Origin of the sequence: Ruegeria hyattellae, from assembly GCF_041537925.1 — a bacterium.
GTDB lineage: Bacteria > Pseudomonadota > Alphaproteobacteria > Rhodobacterales > Rhodobacteraceae > Ruegeria_C.
Genome location: NZ_JBGOSH010000007.1, coordinates 1 through 16,652, shown reverse-complemented (window position 1 = coordinate 16,652; position 16,652 = coordinate 1). Strand labels below are relative to the sequence as shown.

Sequence of the window (16,652 nt, the reverse complement as noted above, 5' to 3'; positions counted from 1 at the left end):
GTCGATGACGGGGTAAACCCGTCGGATCATGAGGAGGATCAGATGGGTTTCCGGGTCTTTTCGGATCGCAAGCGTCCGGTGCATATGGGGCCATACCCGCTGGAGCGGCTGGCGCGCCAGTCCGGGCCGGGGGGCTATGAACAGGTCCCCGAAATGGAGGGGCTCAGCTTCAGCAGGCCCGCGCAACCGGAAAGCATCGTCAACGCCATGGGCGAATTCCAGGCGATGATGGATGCGATCCGGGTTGGTCCGGCCAACCCGGTGCGCTCGGACATCCCCGAAGATCCGATTGAACGGTCCAACCACCTGAAAGCCTTTGGCTATTTCAACGATGCGTCGATGATGGGCATTGCGCCTCTGGCGCCGGAGGCCGTGTTGCCCACCCCGCGCCGTAATCCCGAGATTGACCGGCTGGCCCATGCGCTGAAGACCCGCCAGACCAAGACGCTGGCCTCGGGAATCGACATGATCATGGCTGATCTGAAAGAGGCGATGACGGCAGAGCCGACCTCGATCGACGGCCATACCAGCGCCATCGTCTTTCTTTTTGAACATCACCGCGACCCGAAACCGGACGAACCGGGCAGTGACTGGATCATCGATGCGCAGGATCACCGCGCCTGTCTGCGGGCCAGTGAGAACGCGGTGGTGATCGCGCAATATATCCGGCTGCTGGGATTTTCGGCGCGCGCGCATAGCCTGACCACAAGTGATGTCGACCTTAACCGGCTGGCCGTTGCGGCGGGGCTGGCAGCGGTCGAGGACGGGCAACTCAACGCGCCCTGGCTGGGACCGCGCTTTGGTCTGGCGGCGGTGAGCACGGATATGGCTCTGGCCCATGACCTGCCGCTCGCCGAGGAGCAACCCTGGCTAAAGGTGAACGGTCCGGGCTGGTGGCTGGGCACGCGCTCGGCCAAATCGGCGCTGAACCGCGATCCTTATGCAAAGCGGCGCTATATGGACGGGGCGCATCCGTTCGAGGATCTGAAACGCGTCGACACACCCACCACCTATATCGACGAGGCCAACGTGGCGCGGGTGCCCAAGCGCACCGACATGTTCGCACGCGCATTGTTCGGCGATATGGGCAAGGCACTGCAGGACGGAGCCAAGGGGGGCAAATACGTGATGAAATCCGCCCCAAGCTCGGCGCAGCGGCGGGCACTGGGGGCGTTCGTGTTGTTGCAGGACGGGGATAGCGCCCGCGTGGCAAAGCCCACCGATGCTGCGCGCAATGCCGCCAATCTCAAGGCGGCCACCTATTTTCTGGGTGCCGACGCGGTGGGTCTGTCGCGTTGCCCTGACTGGGCATGGTATTCGCATGACGCCACCGGGGAAGAGATCGTGCCGCCCCATGATCAGGCGATCAGCATGATCATCGATCAGGGCTATGAGACCATGGAAGGGTCCAGCGGCGACGACTGGATCGCGGTCAGCCAGTCCATGCGCGCCTATCTGCGGTTCTCGCTTCTGGGCGGCGTGATCGCCCAGCAGATCCGCAATCTGGGCTACAAGGCAAGGGCGCATACGGTGATGGATGGCGAAGTGCTGCAACCGCCGCTGCTGCTGCTCAGCGGGCTGGGCGAAGTCAGCAGGATCGGCGAGGTGATCCTGAACCCCTATCTGGGGCCGCGGCTGAAATCGGGTGCGGTGACCACCGATATGCCGATAACCCATGACAGGCCCATCGACTTTGGTTTGCAGCAATTCTGCGAGAGCTGCAACAAATGCGCCCGTGAATGCCCCTCGGGCGCGATCACCGCCGGGCCGAAGCGGATGTTCAATGGCTATGAAATCTGGAAATCCGACAGCCAGAAATGCGCCACCTACCGGATCACCACCCCCGGCGGCGCCATGTGCGGGCGCTGCATGAAGACCTGTCCTTGGAACCTCGAGGGGATATTCTCGGAACGACCCTTCCGCTGGGCAGCGATGAACATCCCCTCTGCAGCGCCCGCACTGGCAAAGCTGGACGATGCGGTGGGCAACGGCGCGCTGAATGACACCAAGAAATGGTGGTGGGATATCGAACGGGGTGCAGATGGCGCGTTTCGTCCGTCGGAACACCCACTGAACCGGCGCGGGTTGCAGACCGATCTGGACCTGAAATTCGAGGATCAGACGCTGGCGGTCTATCCCGCACCGCTGGCGCCGCATCCCTGGCCCTATCCCTTCCCGATGGACCGCGAGGCCGGGATCGCCGCCTATGAGGCCCTGATCAGTGCCGATGACTACAAGGCGCGGCTGGCCAGTGGCGACACCACACCCGTCCATCGCTACACCATTGATGGCGATGCCCCGGTCATGCAGGTCGCGTTGTCCAAAGTGCACAAGATGAGCGTTGACGTGACCAAATACGAGTTCTCGGCTCTGGATGGCGCGCCGCTGCCGGACTGGTCCGCCGGGGCGCATCTGGACGTGCTGGTCGCGCCTGAGTACTTGCGCCAGTACTCGATGTCGGGCGATCCCTCGAACCGGTCGACTTACCAGATCGGTGTGCTTCGCGAGGAAGATGGCCGGGGCGGATCGGCGCTGCTGCACCGGATTTTCGATGAGGGACGCAAGGTCTTCATCTCGAAACCAATCAACCATTTCGAGCTGGACGAGACGGCCACGCGGACTTTCCTGATGGGAGGTGGCATCGGCATCACGCCGATGATCGCCTTTGCCAACCGCCTGCACGATTTGGGCGCGGCGTTTGACCTGCACTACTCGGCCAGCTCACGGCAGGCTGCGGGCTATCTGGACGATCTGGCCGCAGCCCCCTGGGCGGATCATGTGCAATTGCATATCTCGGATGAGGACACGCGGGCGGACCTGAGCGCGATCCTGTCCGGATATCAACCCGGTTGGCATGTCTATACCTGCGGGCCGGACCGTTACATGGAGGCGGTGATGCAGGCCGCCGAGGCGCAGGGTTTCCCCGAAGAGGCGCGGCATCTGGAATATTTCTCGGTCCCGGAACAACCGGAATATGAGAACCACGATTTCACCCTGAAACTGGCCCGATCGGGACGGGAATTCATTGTGCCACAGGACAAGGATGCCGCGCAGGTCTTGGTCGAGAATGGCATTCATGTGGATGTGAAATGTTCCGACGGCATCTGCGGGGTGTGCAAATGCGGGCTGATCTCGGGCGCGGTCGAGCATCGCGATTTTGTGCTGTCGGCCAAGCAGCGCGACGGGGCGATCATCCTGTGCCAGTCCCGTGCGGCCGAGCCCGGCGGGGTGGTCGAGATCGATCTCTGAGCGCAGGCCATTCGCCCTTGGCCCCGCATCGGTGCCGCTCTACGGTTCCACGGCACAGGGAGAAATGCATGATCGACTGGGACGACGCCTTTGATAATTCCAGCTATGTGCCGGGGTCTGCGGCGCTGCCCGCGCGCTGGGCAGACGAAGCGGCAGCGTTTCGCGCCCGGCGCGGCGAGATCGACATTGCCTATGGCGACGGGCCGCGCAATCGCATGGACATCTTTCGACCACTGGGTGCCTGCGCGGGGCTGGTTGTCTTTGTCCATGGCGGCTACTGGCACAAACTCGACAAGAGCTACTGGTCGCATCTGGCCCACGGCGCTCTGTCGCGCGGATGGGCGATGGCGATCCCCAGCTACACGCTCGCGCCCGAGGCACGCCTGACCGCGATCGCACAAGAATTGACTGCGGCAGTGAATGTCGCCGCTGGACGGGTCGCGGGGCCGGTGCGATTGATCGGGCATTCGGCGGGCGGCCATCTGGTCTCGCGTCTGGCCTGCGCCGATAGCATGGTGACTGCGCGACTGGAGCGTGTGCTGTCGGTCAGCGGCATCCATGATCTGCGCCCATTGCTGCACACACGCATGAACGACGTGCTGGGGCTGGATGCGGCAGAGGCCGAGGCCGAAAGCCCAGCGCTGCTTCATCCGCCCAAAGGTGTGCAAGCCCGGTTCTGGGTGGGTGCGCTCGAGAGGCCCGAACTGGTCCGCCAGACCCGGTTAATCGCGGAAAACTGGCAGGCACCGAATGTTTTTGAGCAAGGTCAGGACCATTTCTCGGTGATCGAAGGGCTGCGACGCCCCAATGCCCCTCTGCTGCAGGCCCTGCTGGACGGGTGATATCCGCCGTCGGACCGCATCATTGCCCCTTCTGGTGCAAAAAAGTGACGTTTCAAAAAATGCGACTTGGCAGGCGCGCTGTGATTTGAACAATTTGAGGTTGTTCACGCAGGAGGGGACATGCGCCGTCTGATTCAGATCTCCGGGATCGCAACACTCTGTTTGTTTGCGGCAATTCTGCTCTATGGGCTGAGCGCGCTTGTCTATAACCGCCATCTTGTAGAATACGAGATCGAGGTCGATGGCTGGCCCGAGGCGGAGGCGTTCAGCGCGCCGGCCGTCTGGCAAACCGATCATCCCAAGCGCGCGCGCATTCTGGCGCTGGAAGGCGGTGCGATGTTCGGCCTTGCCGAGCTTGAGGTTCTCAAGGCGATCGAAGAGAAATCCGGCAAGCGTATCTACGAGATGTTCGATTTCGTGGCGGGCGCGTCGACCGGGGCCGTCATCAGCGCATTGTTGTTCTATCCCGATCCGGACACCGGCGAACCGATGACTGCCGCAGAGGCAATCGACGCCTATACGCGCTTTGGTGCCGATGTGCTGAAAACACCGCTCTACCACAAGATCCTGACCGGGGGCGGGCTGTTCGGCCCGCTGATCCGCAACAAAGGACGGATCGAGGTGGCAAACAGGTTGCTTGGTGACGGGCAGTTCAACGATCTGTTGCGCCCGGCCATGTTTCCGGCCTTTTCGCAGCAGAGCAATGGGCTGACGGTATTTCGCAACTGGGATGGGGTCGAGGGCAACATGTATCTGCGTTCGCTGGTGACCGGGGTCACAAGCGCGCCGATCTATTTCCCCGCCATCGTCTTTTCCGGTGCCCATGCGGACGGGCATTTCGTCAGCGATCCGGCGATGATCCTGAATGCTCCTGGCGAAATAGCCTATCTGCATGCCCGCACCCACTTGCCTGAGGCTGAGGATTTCGTGGTCGTGTCTCTCGGCACCGTCAGAAATCAATCGATCTCGGGCGAGATCGCCGAGCAGGGCGGCTTGCTCCAGTGGTTCAAACCGATGATGCGCATGGTGTTCCGGGGCGAGGCAAGCGTCAGCGCGCATGCGCTCAAGCGCCATTCGGGCTTTGACTCGACGATTGACCTACAGGCCTTCATTCTCACCCCAGAGGAGCCCGCTGAAGTGAATGAGTTCGACCCCTCGCCAGCAGGCCTCGCAACCATCCGCAAGACCGGACAACAGTTTGTTGCCGACAATCAGGCGATCCTCGACAAGATCGTCGGGATTTTATCGGCTCCGACAGGCTGAGAGGTCGGTTCGGGTGGCCAAAGGTGCGCGGGCAACCGGTGGCGCGGTCGATTTTGGCGCTCGAGCTGATAGCGTCTGACAAAAAACCACTCTGAGGGTGCGATTTTCCGGTGTTCTGATGATGGACGAGGGCTGGTTGCTGCACTAACGTCCCGGCAAAAGCCCAGCGACTCTCATTTCAGGACATGCGAGGTAGATAGATGGATTATCACAGCCCTGCCAGTTTCACCGAAGCCTCGGCACTGGCTGCATCAGCCACAGGCATCACCCGTTTCCTCGCAGGCGGGACCGATGTTCTGGTGCAGTTGCGGTCAGACATGGTGACGCCCGACCTGCTGATCGACATCAAGAAAATCGACGGCGTCAGCGCCATTACCCGTACGCCCGAGGGCGGCTGGACCCTTGGGGTCGCCGTCACAGGTGCCGAGATGAGTGAACATGGCGCTTTGGGCCGGGACTGGCCCGGCATCGTCGAGGCGATGGACCTGATCGGATCGACCCAGGTGCAGGGGCGCGCGACGCTTGTTGGGAACCTGTGCAACGGGTCTCCGGCGGCGGATTCGGTGCCGGCGATGATCGCGGCGGAGGTAACCGTCACGGTCACTGGCGCGGATGGAGAGCGGGTCGTGCTGGTCGAGGATATTCCAACCGGACCCGGCAGGACCTCGCTGGCGAAGGGCGAAGTGATATCGGCGGTAAACATTCCGCCGCGCGGGCTGCATGGCGGCGATGCCTATCTGCGCTTCATCCCGCGCACCGAGATGGACATCGCCGTGGTTGGCTGCGGTGTTAGCCTTCGGCTGGAAGGCGATACGGTGACCGAGGCGCGGGTGTCGCTGGGCGCAGTGGCACCTACCGTGCTGCTGGTCGAAGATTGCGCCAACGCGATCATTGGCACCAAACTGGATGACGCAGCGCTCGAGGCGTTGGCGTTGGCGGCCTCGGCGGCTTGCAATCCGATTGATGACAAGCGCGGCACCATCGCGTTCCGTACTGAGGTGGCCGGGGTTCTGGCCAAGCGCGCGGCGAAAATCGCCTATGGGCGCGCAAAGGGAGACCAGCAATGAGCAAACTGCACGTATCCACCACCGTGAATGGGGACGCCGTCGAATTCCTGTGCGATCCGCGCGAAACCCTGCTGGATTGTCTGCGCGACAAGCTGAACCTGACCGGCGCCAAGGAAGGCTGCGGCACCGGCGATTGCGGGGCCTGCTCAGTCACCGTCGATGGGCGTCTAGTCTGCTCCTGCCTGATGCTGGGCGTTGAGGCGGACGGCAAAGACATCGCCACTGTCGAAGGCATGGCCGATGGCGAAGAGTTGCATCCGCTGCAGCAGAAATTCATTGAATATGCCGCGCTGCAATGCGGGATCTGTACACCGGGGGTTCTGGTCGCGGCCAAGGCGCTGCTGGAAAAGAACCCCGATCCCACCGAAGAAGAGGCCCGGTACTGGCTGGCTGGCAATCTCTGCCGCTGCACCGGATATGACAAGATCATCCGCGCCGTGATGGACACGGCGGCGGACATGCGGGAGGCTTCGTAATGGCACTCGACGATCAAAAATCGGTTTTCAAATTCGTGGGCACACGCCCCGACCGCCCCGACGGGCTGGACAAGGTCACCGGCCGCGCGAAATTCGGCGCGGATGTCTCGGCGGCGGGAATGCTGCACGGCGCGATCCTGCGCTCGCCCTACGCCCATGCAAGGATCGTGAAGATCGACGCCTCGAAGGCTGAAGCGCATGCGGATGTCAAAGCGGTGGTCACTCGCGCCGATTTTTCCGACAAGGTGCCGTTCAAACCCGGGCTCGAGGGCGAGTTCTGGAATGTGCTGGAAAACGTCATGGCGGGCGACAAGGCGCTCTATGACGGGCATGCGGTGGCGGCCGTGGCCGCGACCTCGGCGCTGGCGGCGCGCGATGCGCTCAAGCTGATCGAGGTCGACTACGAGGTGCTGCCCCATGTCACCGAAGTGGACAAGGCGATGGCGACAGACGCGCCGGTGATCCGCGAGGGGGCCGCCGATTACTCGGTGCCCGAGGGCATGCACCCTAACGTCGTGCGCTATCACGAAAGCGGGCACGGCGAAGTCGAGGCCGGGTTTGCCGAGGCCGATCTGGTGGTCGAGGACAGCTTTACCACCGAGGCCACCCATCAGGGCTATATCGAGCCGCATGCTTGTCTTGCCCAGCTTGGCGCCGACGGCAAGGGTGAGCTTTGGTGCACGACGCAAGGCCACTGGATCGCGCAGAAAACCTGCGCCGCGCTTCTGGGGATCGAGACCGCGCAACTGCGCGTGACAGCCTCCGAGATTGGCGGCGGGTTTGGCGGCAAGACCACCGTCTTTATCGAGCCGGTGGCGCTGGCGCTCAGCCGCAAGGCCAACCGTCCAGTCAAAATCGTGATGAGCCGGTCCGAGGTGTTCCGCGCCACCGGTCCGACCTCTTCGGCGTCGATGGATATCAAGATCGGCATGAAGAAGGACGGGACGATTATCGCTGCCGAGGGCATCTTCCGCCTGCAAGGCGGGGCCTTTCCCGGCGCGCCGGGCGACATGACTGCCATGTGCGCCTTTGCACCATACAACCTGACCAATGTGCGGCAGGTGGGCTATGATGTGATGGCCAACCGCCCGAAACAGGCCGCCTACCGTGCGCCGGGCGCGCCGATGGGGGCGTTTGCGGTTGAATCGGTGCTGGACGAGCTGTGCAACCAGCTTGGGCTGGACCCGGTTGAGGTTCGTCTGAAAAACGCCGCGCATGACGGCAGCAAGGCCAGCTATGGCCCGACCTACGATCAGATTGGTTTGGTAAAAACGCTGGAAGAAGCCAAGGCGCATCCGCACTATGCAGCCCCGCTGAAGCCGGGGCAGGGGCGCGGGATCTCCTGCGGCTTCTGGTTTAACCATGGCGGCGAGACCTCGGTGTCGCTGGCTCTGTCCGAGGATGGCTCGGCACAATTGATGGTCGGCACACCCGATATCGGCGGCTCGCGCGCCTCGATGGCGCTGATGGCAGCCGAGGTGCTGGGTATCCCTTATGAGAATATCCGCGTGACTGTCGCGGACACCGCAACGCTGGGTTACAACGACGTGAGCCATGGCAGCCGGGTGACCTATGCAAGCGGCCTGGCTACGATCAAGGCAGCCAGGCACGCGGTCGAACGGCTCTGCGCACGGGCGGCGGCCAAATGGGGCATCCCGGAGGATGCGGTGAAATGGGAAGATGGCTGTGCAGTGCCATCGGGGCCGAACGCGGGCGATTTCGACCCGCTGCCGCTTGCCGACATCACCGCCAATATGGGCGCGACCGGCGGGCCGATCTCGGGCCATTTCGAGGCAACACCGGAAGGCGCAGGCGTGTCCTTTGGCACCCATATCGTTGATGCCGAGGTGGACCCGGAAACCGGCAAGACCGCGATCACCCGCTACACGGTTATTCAGGATGCGGGCAAGGCGATCCACCCGACCTACGTGGAGGGCCAGTATCAGGGCGGTGCCGCGCAGGGCATCGGATGGGCGCTGAACGAGGAATATATCTATGGCGAGGACGGGCGGCTGCAGAACTCGATCTTCCTCGACTACCGCATCCCCGTCGCCTCCGACCTGCCGATGATCGACACGGTCATCGTCGAGGTGCCAAACCCTGGCCATCCCTTCGGCGTGCGCGGCGTGGGCGAAACCGGAATTGTGCCGCCGCTGGCGGCAATCGCCAATGCGGTGTCCAATGCGGCGGGTGTGCGGATGCGCGATCTGCCGATGTCACCGCCGCGTATTCTGGCGGCGCTGAAGGCCCGTGACGGTTAAGGTCCATCTCTGGTCCGGGCTGCGCGCCCTGACTGGCGGGCAGGCCGTGGTGGAGGTCGAGGCCTCCACCATCGCAGAGATGCTGCGCGCGCTGGTGCGTCAGCATCCCGCACTGCAGGGACCGATTGATGCGGGCGTGTCGGTGTCGGTGGATGGACGGATCATGGCCAGCGATCTGACCGCACCTGTCGGGGCGGAAAACGAAATCTACCTCATGCAGCGCCTGCGCGGCGGATAGGGAACAGGTTCGCAGCGATAGTCGCGTTTGTGATCAAACCCTTGCAGCATCCCGCGACGATGCTAGGCTTCAGTGAACAGGCCGATAGGAGATTTGGGATGAACCGTTTTGTTATCGCTGCCGGACTTCTGGCCGTCGCCGGCTGTTCCGGGTTCTCGGATGCGAGAACGGGGCGGGTGCAGTCCTATGACGGCAATACCGTGGTTATCAGCGGCCCGCTGACCTCGGGGCAGGGCGCGCGCCCGCCGGTCGCAATGGCCGAGATGGCCAAGGACCTGTGCCAGAATGCGCGATTCATTTCGGCTGATGCGAGCGGTACCGGGTCGCTGTATACGTTTAGCTGCCGCTGACAGTTTTCGCAGCCGGGTTTAGTTTGATCAGAGTTCCGGGTCGCTGCGCCGCAGGCGGATCGTCACATAGACCGGCAATCCGGCCAGCATCAGAAGAAACGCCCACATCACCGGCTCGGCGCCCGCGCCGAAGATCGTCAACATCGAAAAGCCGAACCCGATAATGGCGACCGGCAGATAGGTCAGCGGGCGCAGAAAGCCGATGCGCCTGCCCAGCGACATCAGAATCAGCCCTTCGACCACGCAGCAGAACACATAAGGCGCCATGTCGGTGACGATAGACAGCTGGATGATGAACTCATAGGCGGCCAGCAGGGTCTTGGACCCGGTGGATTGCAGCAGCAGCACCACAATCGACAGCGACATCGAGATCAAGATGCCCTTGGCCGGGACGCCATTGGCGCTGAGCTCGGCAAAGGCCCTGGGCAGCAGCCCATGGCGCGCGGCGGCCAGAGGCACCTGCGCCATCACCAATGTCCAGCCATTGAGCGCGGCGATCGAGGACAGGATCGCGGCGGCTGCGACCATGTAGCCGGCCCAGTTGCCCCACATCACCTCAGCGGCGTCGGCGAAGGGGGCGTTGGATTGCTCCAGCGCCGTGCGTGACATCACCCCCATCACCGACATGGTCCCAAAGGTATAGAGCGCGGCGGCCAGCAGGACCCCGGCGATGGTAGCAATGGCGATGGTCCGGCGCGGGTTCCTGACTTCGCCCGCCGGGACGGTCGCCGTTTCCAGCCCGATGAAAGCATACATGATGAAGGGTGTGGTGGCGGCAAAGGCCATGAAAAAGGACATCGGCGTCGGGTTGATCGGGGCAAAGTGGCTCCAGTCCACCCAGAACAATCCGATGAAAGCCACGGCAAGGAATGGAACCAGTTTGACGCTGACGATGATCAACTGGACCATACCGACCTCTTTGGTGCCCTTTAGATTCAGCAGCCCGACGGCCAGGATCATTGCCATCGCCAGGGCGGAATTGGCATAGGTTTTGCCTTGCAGCGCGGGAAAGAAGAAATGCAGGTAATCGGTCGCGCCCAAGGCGATGGCGGGCAGCGAGATCCAGATCGAGATCCAGTAGAGCCAGGCAACCAGAAACCCGGCGAAATCCCCAAAGCCCAGACGCACATAGGCATAGGGACCGCCGGTCTCGGGCGCGATGCGGCTGAGCCGGGCAAAGACCAGCCCCAGGCACAGCGCCCCGATCGAAACCACGCCCCAGGCGATCAGCGCCACCGCCCCGTAGGGCGCCAGCGCCGCCGGAGCCAGAAAGAAGCCAGAGCCCACGATATTGCCGACCACAAGCGCCGTGCAGGTCCAGACCCCGTAGGAGCCGGATGATCCGGCTCGCTCGGTAGCACGAGGCTGATCGGAATCGGATGGGACGAAGTCGCTCACTGAAGCCCTTTGAGACATGGTCTGGTCATCGAAATCCCCGATGCCCGTCAGACGCGGGGTCGGGATTACCTATACCCGGCAAGTGTCGCACTTAAAACGCCACGCGGATAGCCTTGCCACAGCATGGCTGCGGAACGGGACATGGCTCAGGCTGTTGACGCGAACCCGCATCCGCCCTAGCGAAGCTTCAAACGTGACGGGCGCGACAATGACACAACAGAAACCTGCGCCGGAATGCGCGCACGCTGAGAAAGTGAGGCTGTCGCCAAACTTGCGTGGTGCAGTGCTTATGTGCGGCAGCATGGCCGGGTTCACGCTCAACGACGCGGTCATCAAATATCTTGGCACGGCGTTGCCGCTCTTTCAGATCGTAGTGCTGCGCGGGGTGCTGACCTGCCTGTTCATCTTTCTTCTGGCACGGCGGCTGGGCCTGTTTCACCTGCGTTTCCCCGTGCACGACCGGATGCTGGTATTGATCCGCTGTTTCAGCGAGGTGGCCGTCACCTATTTCTTTCTGAACGCCCTTCTTCATATGCCACTCGCCAATGTGACGGCTGTGCTGCAGGCGCTGCCGCTCACCGTGACGCTGGGGGCTGCGCTGTTCTTTCGCGAGCCTGTGGGCTGGCGGCGGATGCTGGCCATTGCGGTCGGGTTCTGCGGTATGCTCCTGATCGTGCGCCCGGGGGCAGAGGGATTTACCTATCACAGCTATTTCGCGCTGCTGGCGGTGGCGCTGATCACCCTTCGTGATCTGGTCACGCGCCGCATGTCCGCTCAGGTGCCCTCGATGATGGTAACATTTGCTACTGCGGTGATGGTGACGATTGCGGCAGGGATTGCCTCACTGACCGAGCCCTGGGTGCCGGTGACCCTACCGCTGGCGGGGCTGATCCTTGCGGCCTCGGTCTTCGTCCTGCTGGGTTACCTGTGCAGCGTGCTGGTGATGCGTGTGGGCGATGTGGGTTTTGTGGCACCCTTTCGCTATTCGGGGTTGATCTGGGCCTTGGCTCTGGGATGGGCTGTGTTCGGCGACTGGCCCGATCCGGTCACGGTGCTGGGCGGCGGGTTGATTGTCGCGTCGGGCCTTTTTGCATTGGCCAGAGAGCGGCGTGCTCAGAATCCGCCGAACACCTGACGCACGCGATCGCTGTCAGCAGCGAATCTCATGGAGAATTCCACTTCCTGCTCGAGGGTCAGGGGCGTGACCGGCACCGGCTTTACCAGCTTCTGGCGGGAATCATTGTAGCCGCTATGTGCGCGCACCCACATCGGCCGATCCGTATAGCTGACCGTTGGCATGACGCGATCCATCGTCGAATGCGAGCAATACATGACTGTTGTCTTACATTTCCCCGCAACCTACTTCTCCAGCGCTACCGCAAGGAAAGGTCTGAACATACCGGTGGCTGAGACACCCTGCGGGCCAAGCTCGGCGACAAAGCCGCGATTGCACTCGAACGCAACCGTCAGGTTTTCCCGCACCAGCCCCTCGCATTCTTCCACGGCGGATCTGAGACGTTCGATGAAGTTGACCGAGACGGCATCGTCGTCGCCATGGCGAAACTGCAAACAAGGTTGCGACGGGTCCTTTCGCTCAGCATTCAGCACGTCTTGCATTATGGTACGGTGCTTTCCCGGCGGATGAGAGATGATCTGAACCTGTGGCATATCGCTGGTAAGATCGTGCAGCCTGTCCCGAGGATGCTTCGGCAGGCTGTCTCCGATTACGATGACCAGGTCGAACTCCGCATCCGTCTGATGACGCAGGCAGGGCAGGGCGACAATTTCAAAAAAAATCGAAATCGTTCTTCCAGCCGGCCTGGCGCAAAAAGGTAGTGGATACGGTCCTCGATCATCTCGCGTGCGACCTGAAAGCCGCCGGGTGTGGGCTAGAAAAAACGGCAAACGCCGATCGCTTGCATTGTATCCCTGTTACATAAAATTGTATGTCCGGCGGACTATGCCTGCGTTCCTTGCTGTCCAAAAGGTCGTGGCTCCACCAGTTGCGAAACGGGCCTCGCAGGTGCACTGGCGGGGCGGGTATCGGACCCACTGTTGACACCACCGGCGACTCCTCCTATACGCCCGCTATCTCGGCATCGGGGGTCGCCCCACTGCCGACTTCATAGATGAAGTGGTCAAGGCCCGGACAATTTTGCAGTTCGCGCCCTCTGATATCCAACCGCGACGTTCACCTCGGAATGGGAACGTTCGCGGATTTTGCGCTTGTGGACGCATGAGTGCAGCGAATTGAAACCGCACGCGACGCGCGTGCATGTCACATGTGTTGCGAAACGGGGAAAGAACCGGAATGCCAACGATCCAACAGCTGATCCGCAAGCCGCGGCAGCCGAAAATAAAACGCTCGAAATCCATGCACCTGGAACAGTGCCCGCAGAAACGCGGCGTCTGCACCCGGGTCTACACCACCACACCGAAGAAGCCGAACTCGGCCATGCGGAAGGTTGCCAAGGTGCGCCTGACCAACGGGTTCGAGGTGATCTCGTACATCCCCGGTGAGAGCCACAACCTGCAGGAACACTCGGTTGTTCTGATCCGTGGCGGTCGTGTGAAAGACCTTCCCGGTGTGCGTTACCACATCCTGCGCGGTGTTCTGGATACCCAGGGCGTCAAAGACCGTAAGCAGCGTCGTTCGAAATACGGCGCAAAGCGTCCCAAGTAAGAAGGAGAGGCTGATATGTCACGTCGTCACGCCGCCGAGAAGCGCGAAATCCTGCCCGACGCCAAATTTGGCGACAAGGTGCTGAGCAAATTCATGAACAACCTGATGATCGACGGCAAGAAGTCGGTCGCAGAGCGTATCGTCTACAACGCGCTGGATCGCGTTGAGACCAAGATCAAGCGCGCCCCCGTTGAAGTGTTCCACGAAGCACTCGACAACATCAAACCCAGCGTCGAAGTTCGCTCGCGCCGTGTGGGTGGTGCCACCTATCAGGTGCCCGTCGAAGTGCGCCCCGAGCGCCGCGAAGCGCTGGCCATCCGCTGGCTGATCACCGCGTCGCGCAATCGCAACGAAAACACGATGGAAGAACGCCTTGCCGGTGAACTGATGGACGCAGTTCAGTCGCGCGGTACCGCCGTGAAAAAGCGCGAAGACACTCACAAGATGGCCGAGGCGAACAAAGCCTTCAGCCATTATCGCTGGTAATCCAGAGGACCTGAGACCTATGGCACGCGAATATACACTGAACCATTACCGCAACTTCGGTATCATGGCGCATATCGATGCAGGCAAGACCACCTGCTCCGAACGTATCCTGTATTACACCGGCAAATCCCACAACATCGGTGAGGTGCATGACGGTGCAGCCACCATGGACTGGATGGAGCAGGAGCAGGAACGCGGCATCACCATCACCTCGGCTGCAACCACCACCTTCTGGGAACGCACCGAAGACGGTGAAACCGCCGACTCGCCCAAGCATCGCCTGAACATCATCGACACTCCCGGCCACGTTGACTTCACTATCGAAGTCGAGCGTTCGCTGGCGGTTCTCGACGGTGCTGTCTGTGTTCTGGACGCCAATGCCGGTGTTGAGCCGCAGACCGAAACCGTGTGGCGTCAGGCTGACCGCTACAAGGTTCCGCGCATGGTGTTCGTCAACAAGATGGACAAGATCGGCGCCGACTTTTTCAACTGCGTTGAGATGATCGAAGACCGCACCGGCGCCCGCGCCGTTCCGGTTGGCATTCCGATCGGTGCCGAAACCGAGTTGGAAGGTCTGGTCGATCTGGTCACCATGGAAGAATGGCTGTGGCAGGGCGAAGATCTGGGTGCATCCTGGGTCAAAGCTCCGATTCGTGACAGCCTGAAGGACATGGCTGACGAATGGCGCGGTAAGATGATCGAAGCGGCCGTCGAAATGGACGACGACGCAATGATGGAATACCTTGAAGGCAACGAGCCCGACGTGCCGACCCTGCGCGCCCTGCTGCGCAAGGGCACGCTGGAAATCGCGTTCGTGCCGGTTCTGGGGGGCTCTGCTTTCAAGAACAAAGGTGTTCAGCCGCTGCTCAATGCCGTGATCGACTATCTGCCCAGCCCGCTGGACGTTGTCGACTACATGGGCTTCAAACCCGGTGACGAGACGGAAACCCGTGACATCGCCCGCCGTGCGGATGATGAAATGGCGTTCTCGGGCCTGGCGTTCAAAATCATGAACGACCCCTTTGTCGGCTCGCTGACCTTCACCCGCATCTACTCGGGTACCCTGTCGAAGGGCGACACGCTTCTGAACTCGACCAAGGGCAAGAAAGAGCGCATCGGCCGGATGATGATGATGCACTCGAACGACCGTGAGGAAATCACGGAAGCCTTCGCGGGCGACATCATCGCGCTGGCGGGTCTGAAAGACACCACCACGGGCGACACCCTGTGCTCGACCGGCGATCCGGTGGTTCTGGAAACCATGACCTTCCCCGATCCGGTGATCGAGATCGCGGTTGAGCCGAAAACAAAGGCCGACCAGGAGAAGATGAGCCAGGGTCTGGGCCGTTTGGCCGCCGAAGACCCGTCCTTCCGGGTGGAAACCGACCTCGAAAGCGGTCAGACCATCATGAAGGGCATGGGCGAACTTCATCTGGACATCCTGGTGGATCGCCTGAAGCGTGAGTTCAAGGTCGAGGCCAACATCGGCGCGCCTCAGGTGGCATACCGTGAGACTGTCAGCCGCGAAGCCGAGATTGTTTACACCCACAAGAAACAGTCGGGTGGTTCGGGTCAGTTCGCCGAAGTGAAGATGATCATCACCCCAACAGAGCCGGGCGAAGGCTATTCGTTCGAATCTCGCGTTGTTGGTGGTTCGGTGCCCAAGGAATACATTCCAGGTGTCGAAAAAGGGATCAGATCCGTCATGGATAGCGGCCCGCTGGCCGGCTTCCCCGTGATCGACTTCAAGGTTGCGCTGATCGAGGGTAAATTCCACGACGTGGACTCCTCTGTCCTTGCCTTTGAAATCGCCGCTCGCATGGGTATGCGCGAAGGTATGCGCAAAGCGGGTGCGAAGCTGCTGGAACCGATCATGAAGGTCGAAGTGATCACGCCTGAAGAATATACCGGTGGTATCATCGGTGACCTGACATCGCGTCGGGGTCAGGTTTCGGGTCAGGAAAACCGCGGCAACGCAATCGCAATCGACGCGTTTGTTCCGCTGGCCAACATGTTCGGCTACATCAACACCCTGCGTTCGATGTCGTCGGGCCGCGCCCAGTTCACCATGCAGTTTGACCACTACGATCCGGTTCCGCAGAACATCTCGGACGAGATCCAGGCCAAATACGCATAAGCGAAGATTTGAGGGAGCTCGGGTGCCGGGCTCCCTTCATTCCCGAAAAAGGAGGCCATCATGGCAAAGGAAAAGTTTGAGCGTAACAAGCCGCATGTGAACATTGGCACGATTGGCCACGTTGACCACGGCAAGACGACGCTGACCGCAGCGATCACCAAGTATTTTGGTGACTTCAAGGCGTATGACCAGATCGACGGCG

Annotated in this window: 14 protein-coding genes and 1 pseudogene; 13 read left to right on the top strand and 2 right to left on the bottom strand. The window is 61.6% G+C overall.

Annotated elements, in window-relative coordinates; translation table 11 throughout:
* The first annotated feature begins 42 nt into the window (after positions 1-42).
* The 8 genes from AB1E33_RS16890 to AB1E33_RS16855 all read left to right on the top strand — a co-directional run bounded on the left by AB1E33_RS16890 (position 43) and on the right by AB1E33_RS16855 (position 9,746).
* Positions 43-3,249, top strand: coding sequence for a reductive dehalogenase (locus tag AB1E33_RS16890; protein WP_372578640.1), 3,207 nt, complete (start codon positions 43-45; stop codon positions 3,247-3,249).
* A 68-nt stretch (positions 3,250-3,317) separates the two neighbouring features.
* Positions 3,318-4,091 (top strand): hormone-sensitive lipase, encoded by a 774-nt coding sequence (locus tag AB1E33_RS16885; RefSeq protein ID WP_372578449.1) that lies wholly within the window; start codon positions 3,318-3,320, stop codon positions 4,089-4,091.
* Positions 4,092-4,211: 120 nt separating this feature from the next.
* Positions 4,212-5,354, top strand: a complete 1,143-nt coding sequence (locus tag AB1E33_RS16880) for a patatin-like phospholipase family protein (protein ID WP_372578448.1) — start codon at positions 4,212-4,214, stop codon at positions 5,352-5,354.
* A 200-nt stretch (positions 5,355-5,554) separates the two neighbouring features.
* Positions 5,555-6,421: an FAD binding domain-containing protein gene (locus tag AB1E33_RS16875; protein ID WP_372578447.1), complete on the top strand. Its 867-nt coding sequence runs from the start codon at positions 5,555-5,557 to the stop codon at positions 6,419-6,421.
* Positions 6,418-6,897, top strand: coding sequence for a (2Fe-2S)-binding protein (locus AB1E33_RS16870; RefSeq protein ID WP_372578446.1), 480 nt, complete (start codon positions 6,418-6,420; stop codon positions 6,895-6,897). Before AB1E33_RS16875 ends, AB1E33_RS16870 begins: the two co-directional genes overlap by 4 nt.
* Positions 6,897-9,158, top strand: coding sequence for a xanthine dehydrogenase family protein molybdopterin-binding subunit (locus tag AB1E33_RS16865; protein WP_372578445.1), 2,262 nt, complete (start codon positions 6,897-6,899; stop codon positions 9,156-9,158). The genes AB1E33_RS16870 and AB1E33_RS16865 overlap by 1 nt, the downstream gene beginning before the upstream one ends.
* Complete coding sequence (locus tag AB1E33_RS16860) at positions 9,148-9,396, top strand: MoaD/ThiS family protein (protein WP_372578444.1); 249 nt, start codon at positions 9,148-9,150, stop codon at positions 9,394-9,396. Before AB1E33_RS16865 ends, AB1E33_RS16860 begins: the two co-directional genes overlap by 11 nt.
* A 98-nt stretch (positions 9,397-9,494) precedes the next feature.
* On the top strand, positions 9,495-9,746 hold the full coding sequence (locus AB1E33_RS16855; RefSeq protein ID WP_372578443.1) for a hypothetical protein: 252 nt from the start codon (positions 9,495-9,497) through the stop codon (positions 9,744-9,746).
* A 27-nt stretch (positions 9,747-9,773) separates the two neighbouring features.
* On the opposite strand, the gene AB1E33_RS16850 is transcribed toward AB1E33_RS16855, so the two are convergent.
* Entirely contained in the window at positions 9,774-11,144 is a 1,371-nt protein-coding gene (locus tag AB1E33_RS16850) for an amino acid permease (RefSeq protein WP_372578442.1), read from the bottom strand.
* A 208-nt stretch (positions 11,145-11,352) separates the two neighbouring features.
* Between AB1E33_RS16850 and AB1E33_RS16845 the strand changes: the two genes are divergently transcribed.
* On the top strand, positions 11,353-12,279 hold the full coding sequence (locus AB1E33_RS16845) for a DMT family transporter (RefSeq protein WP_372578441.1): 927 nt from the start codon (positions 11,353-11,355) through the stop codon (positions 12,277-12,279).
* Here the strand turns inward: AB1E33_RS16845 and AB1E33_RS16840 are convergent.
* A pseudogene (locus AB1E33_RS16840) lies at positions 12,258-13,049 on the bottom strand (glycosyltransferase). The gene AB1E33_RS16845 and the pseudogene AB1E33_RS16840 sit on opposite strands and share 22 nt — an antisense overlap.
* A gap of 406 nt (positions 13,050-13,455) precedes the next feature.
* On the opposite strand from AB1E33_RS16840, the gene rpsL reads away from it, so the two are divergent.
* From rpsL to AB1E33_RS16815, 4 genes are all read left to right on the top strand, one after another.
* Positions 13,456-13,827 carry a 30S ribosomal protein S12 gene (rpsL, locus tag AB1E33_RS16830; RefSeq protein ID WP_009810698.1) on the top strand — a complete coding sequence of 124 codons (372 nt, stop codon included), beginning with the start codon at positions 13,456-13,458 and terminating at the stop codon, positions 13,825-13,827.
* 15 nt (positions 13,828-13,842) lie between these two features.
* Entirely contained in the window at positions 13,843-14,313 is a 471-nt protein-coding gene (rpsG, locus tag AB1E33_RS16825) for a 30S ribosomal protein S7 (protein WP_249712339.1), read from the top strand.
* A gap of 19 nt (positions 14,314-14,332) precedes the next feature.
* Complete coding sequence (gene fusA, locus AB1E33_RS16820; RefSeq protein ID WP_372578440.1) at positions 14,333-16,450, top strand: elongation factor G; 2,118 nt, start codon at positions 14,333-14,335, stop codon at positions 16,448-16,450.
* A gap of 60 nt (positions 16,451-16,510) precedes the next feature.
* Positions 16,511-16,652 (top strand): GTP-binding protein (locus AB1E33_RS16815; protein WP_348157405.1); only part of this gene is annotated, 142 nt, incomplete at its 3' end.

Coding starts and splice junctions, on each gene's coding strand:
- AB1E33_RS16845 (WP_372578441.1), top strand. CDS start 11,353: ATGACACAACAGAAACCTGCGCCGGAATGCGCGCACGCTGAGAAAGTG.
- AB1E33_RS16870 (WP_372578446.1), top strand. CDS start 6,418: ATGAGCAAACTGCACGTATCCACCACCGTGAATGGGGACGCCGTCGAA.
- fusA (WP_372578440.1), top strand. CDS start 14,333: ATGGCACGCGAATATACACTGAACCATTACCGCAACTTCGGTATCATG.
- AB1E33_RS16875 (WP_372578447.1), top strand. CDS start 5,555: ATGGATTATCACAGCCCTGCCAGTTTCACCGAAGCCTCGGCACTGGCT.
- AB1E33_RS16880 (WP_372578448.1), top strand. CDS start 4,212: ATGCGCCGTCTGATTCAGATCTCCGGGATCGCAACACTCTGTTTGTTT.
- rpsG (WP_249712339.1), top strand. CDS start 13,843: ATGTCACGTCGTCACGCCGCCGAGAAGCGCGAAATCCTGCCCGACGCC.
- AB1E33_RS16865 (WP_372578445.1), top strand. CDS start 6,897: ATGGCACTCGACGATCAAAAATCGGTTTTCAAATTCGTGGGCACACGC.
- AB1E33_RS16885 (WP_372578449.1), top strand. CDS start 3,318: ATGATCGACTGGGACGACGCCTTTGATAATTCCAGCTATGTGCCGGGG.
- rpsL (WP_009810698.1), top strand. CDS start 13,456: ATGCCAACGATCCAACAGCTGATCCGCAAGCCGCGGCAGCCGAAAATA.
- AB1E33_RS16855 (WP_372578443.1), top strand. CDS start 9,495: ATGAACCGTTTTGTTATCGCTGCCGGACTTCTGGCCGTCGCCGGCTGT.
- AB1E33_RS16890 (WP_372578640.1), top strand. CDS start 43: ATGGGTTTCCGGGTCTTTTCGGATCGCAAGCGTCCGGTGCATATGGGG.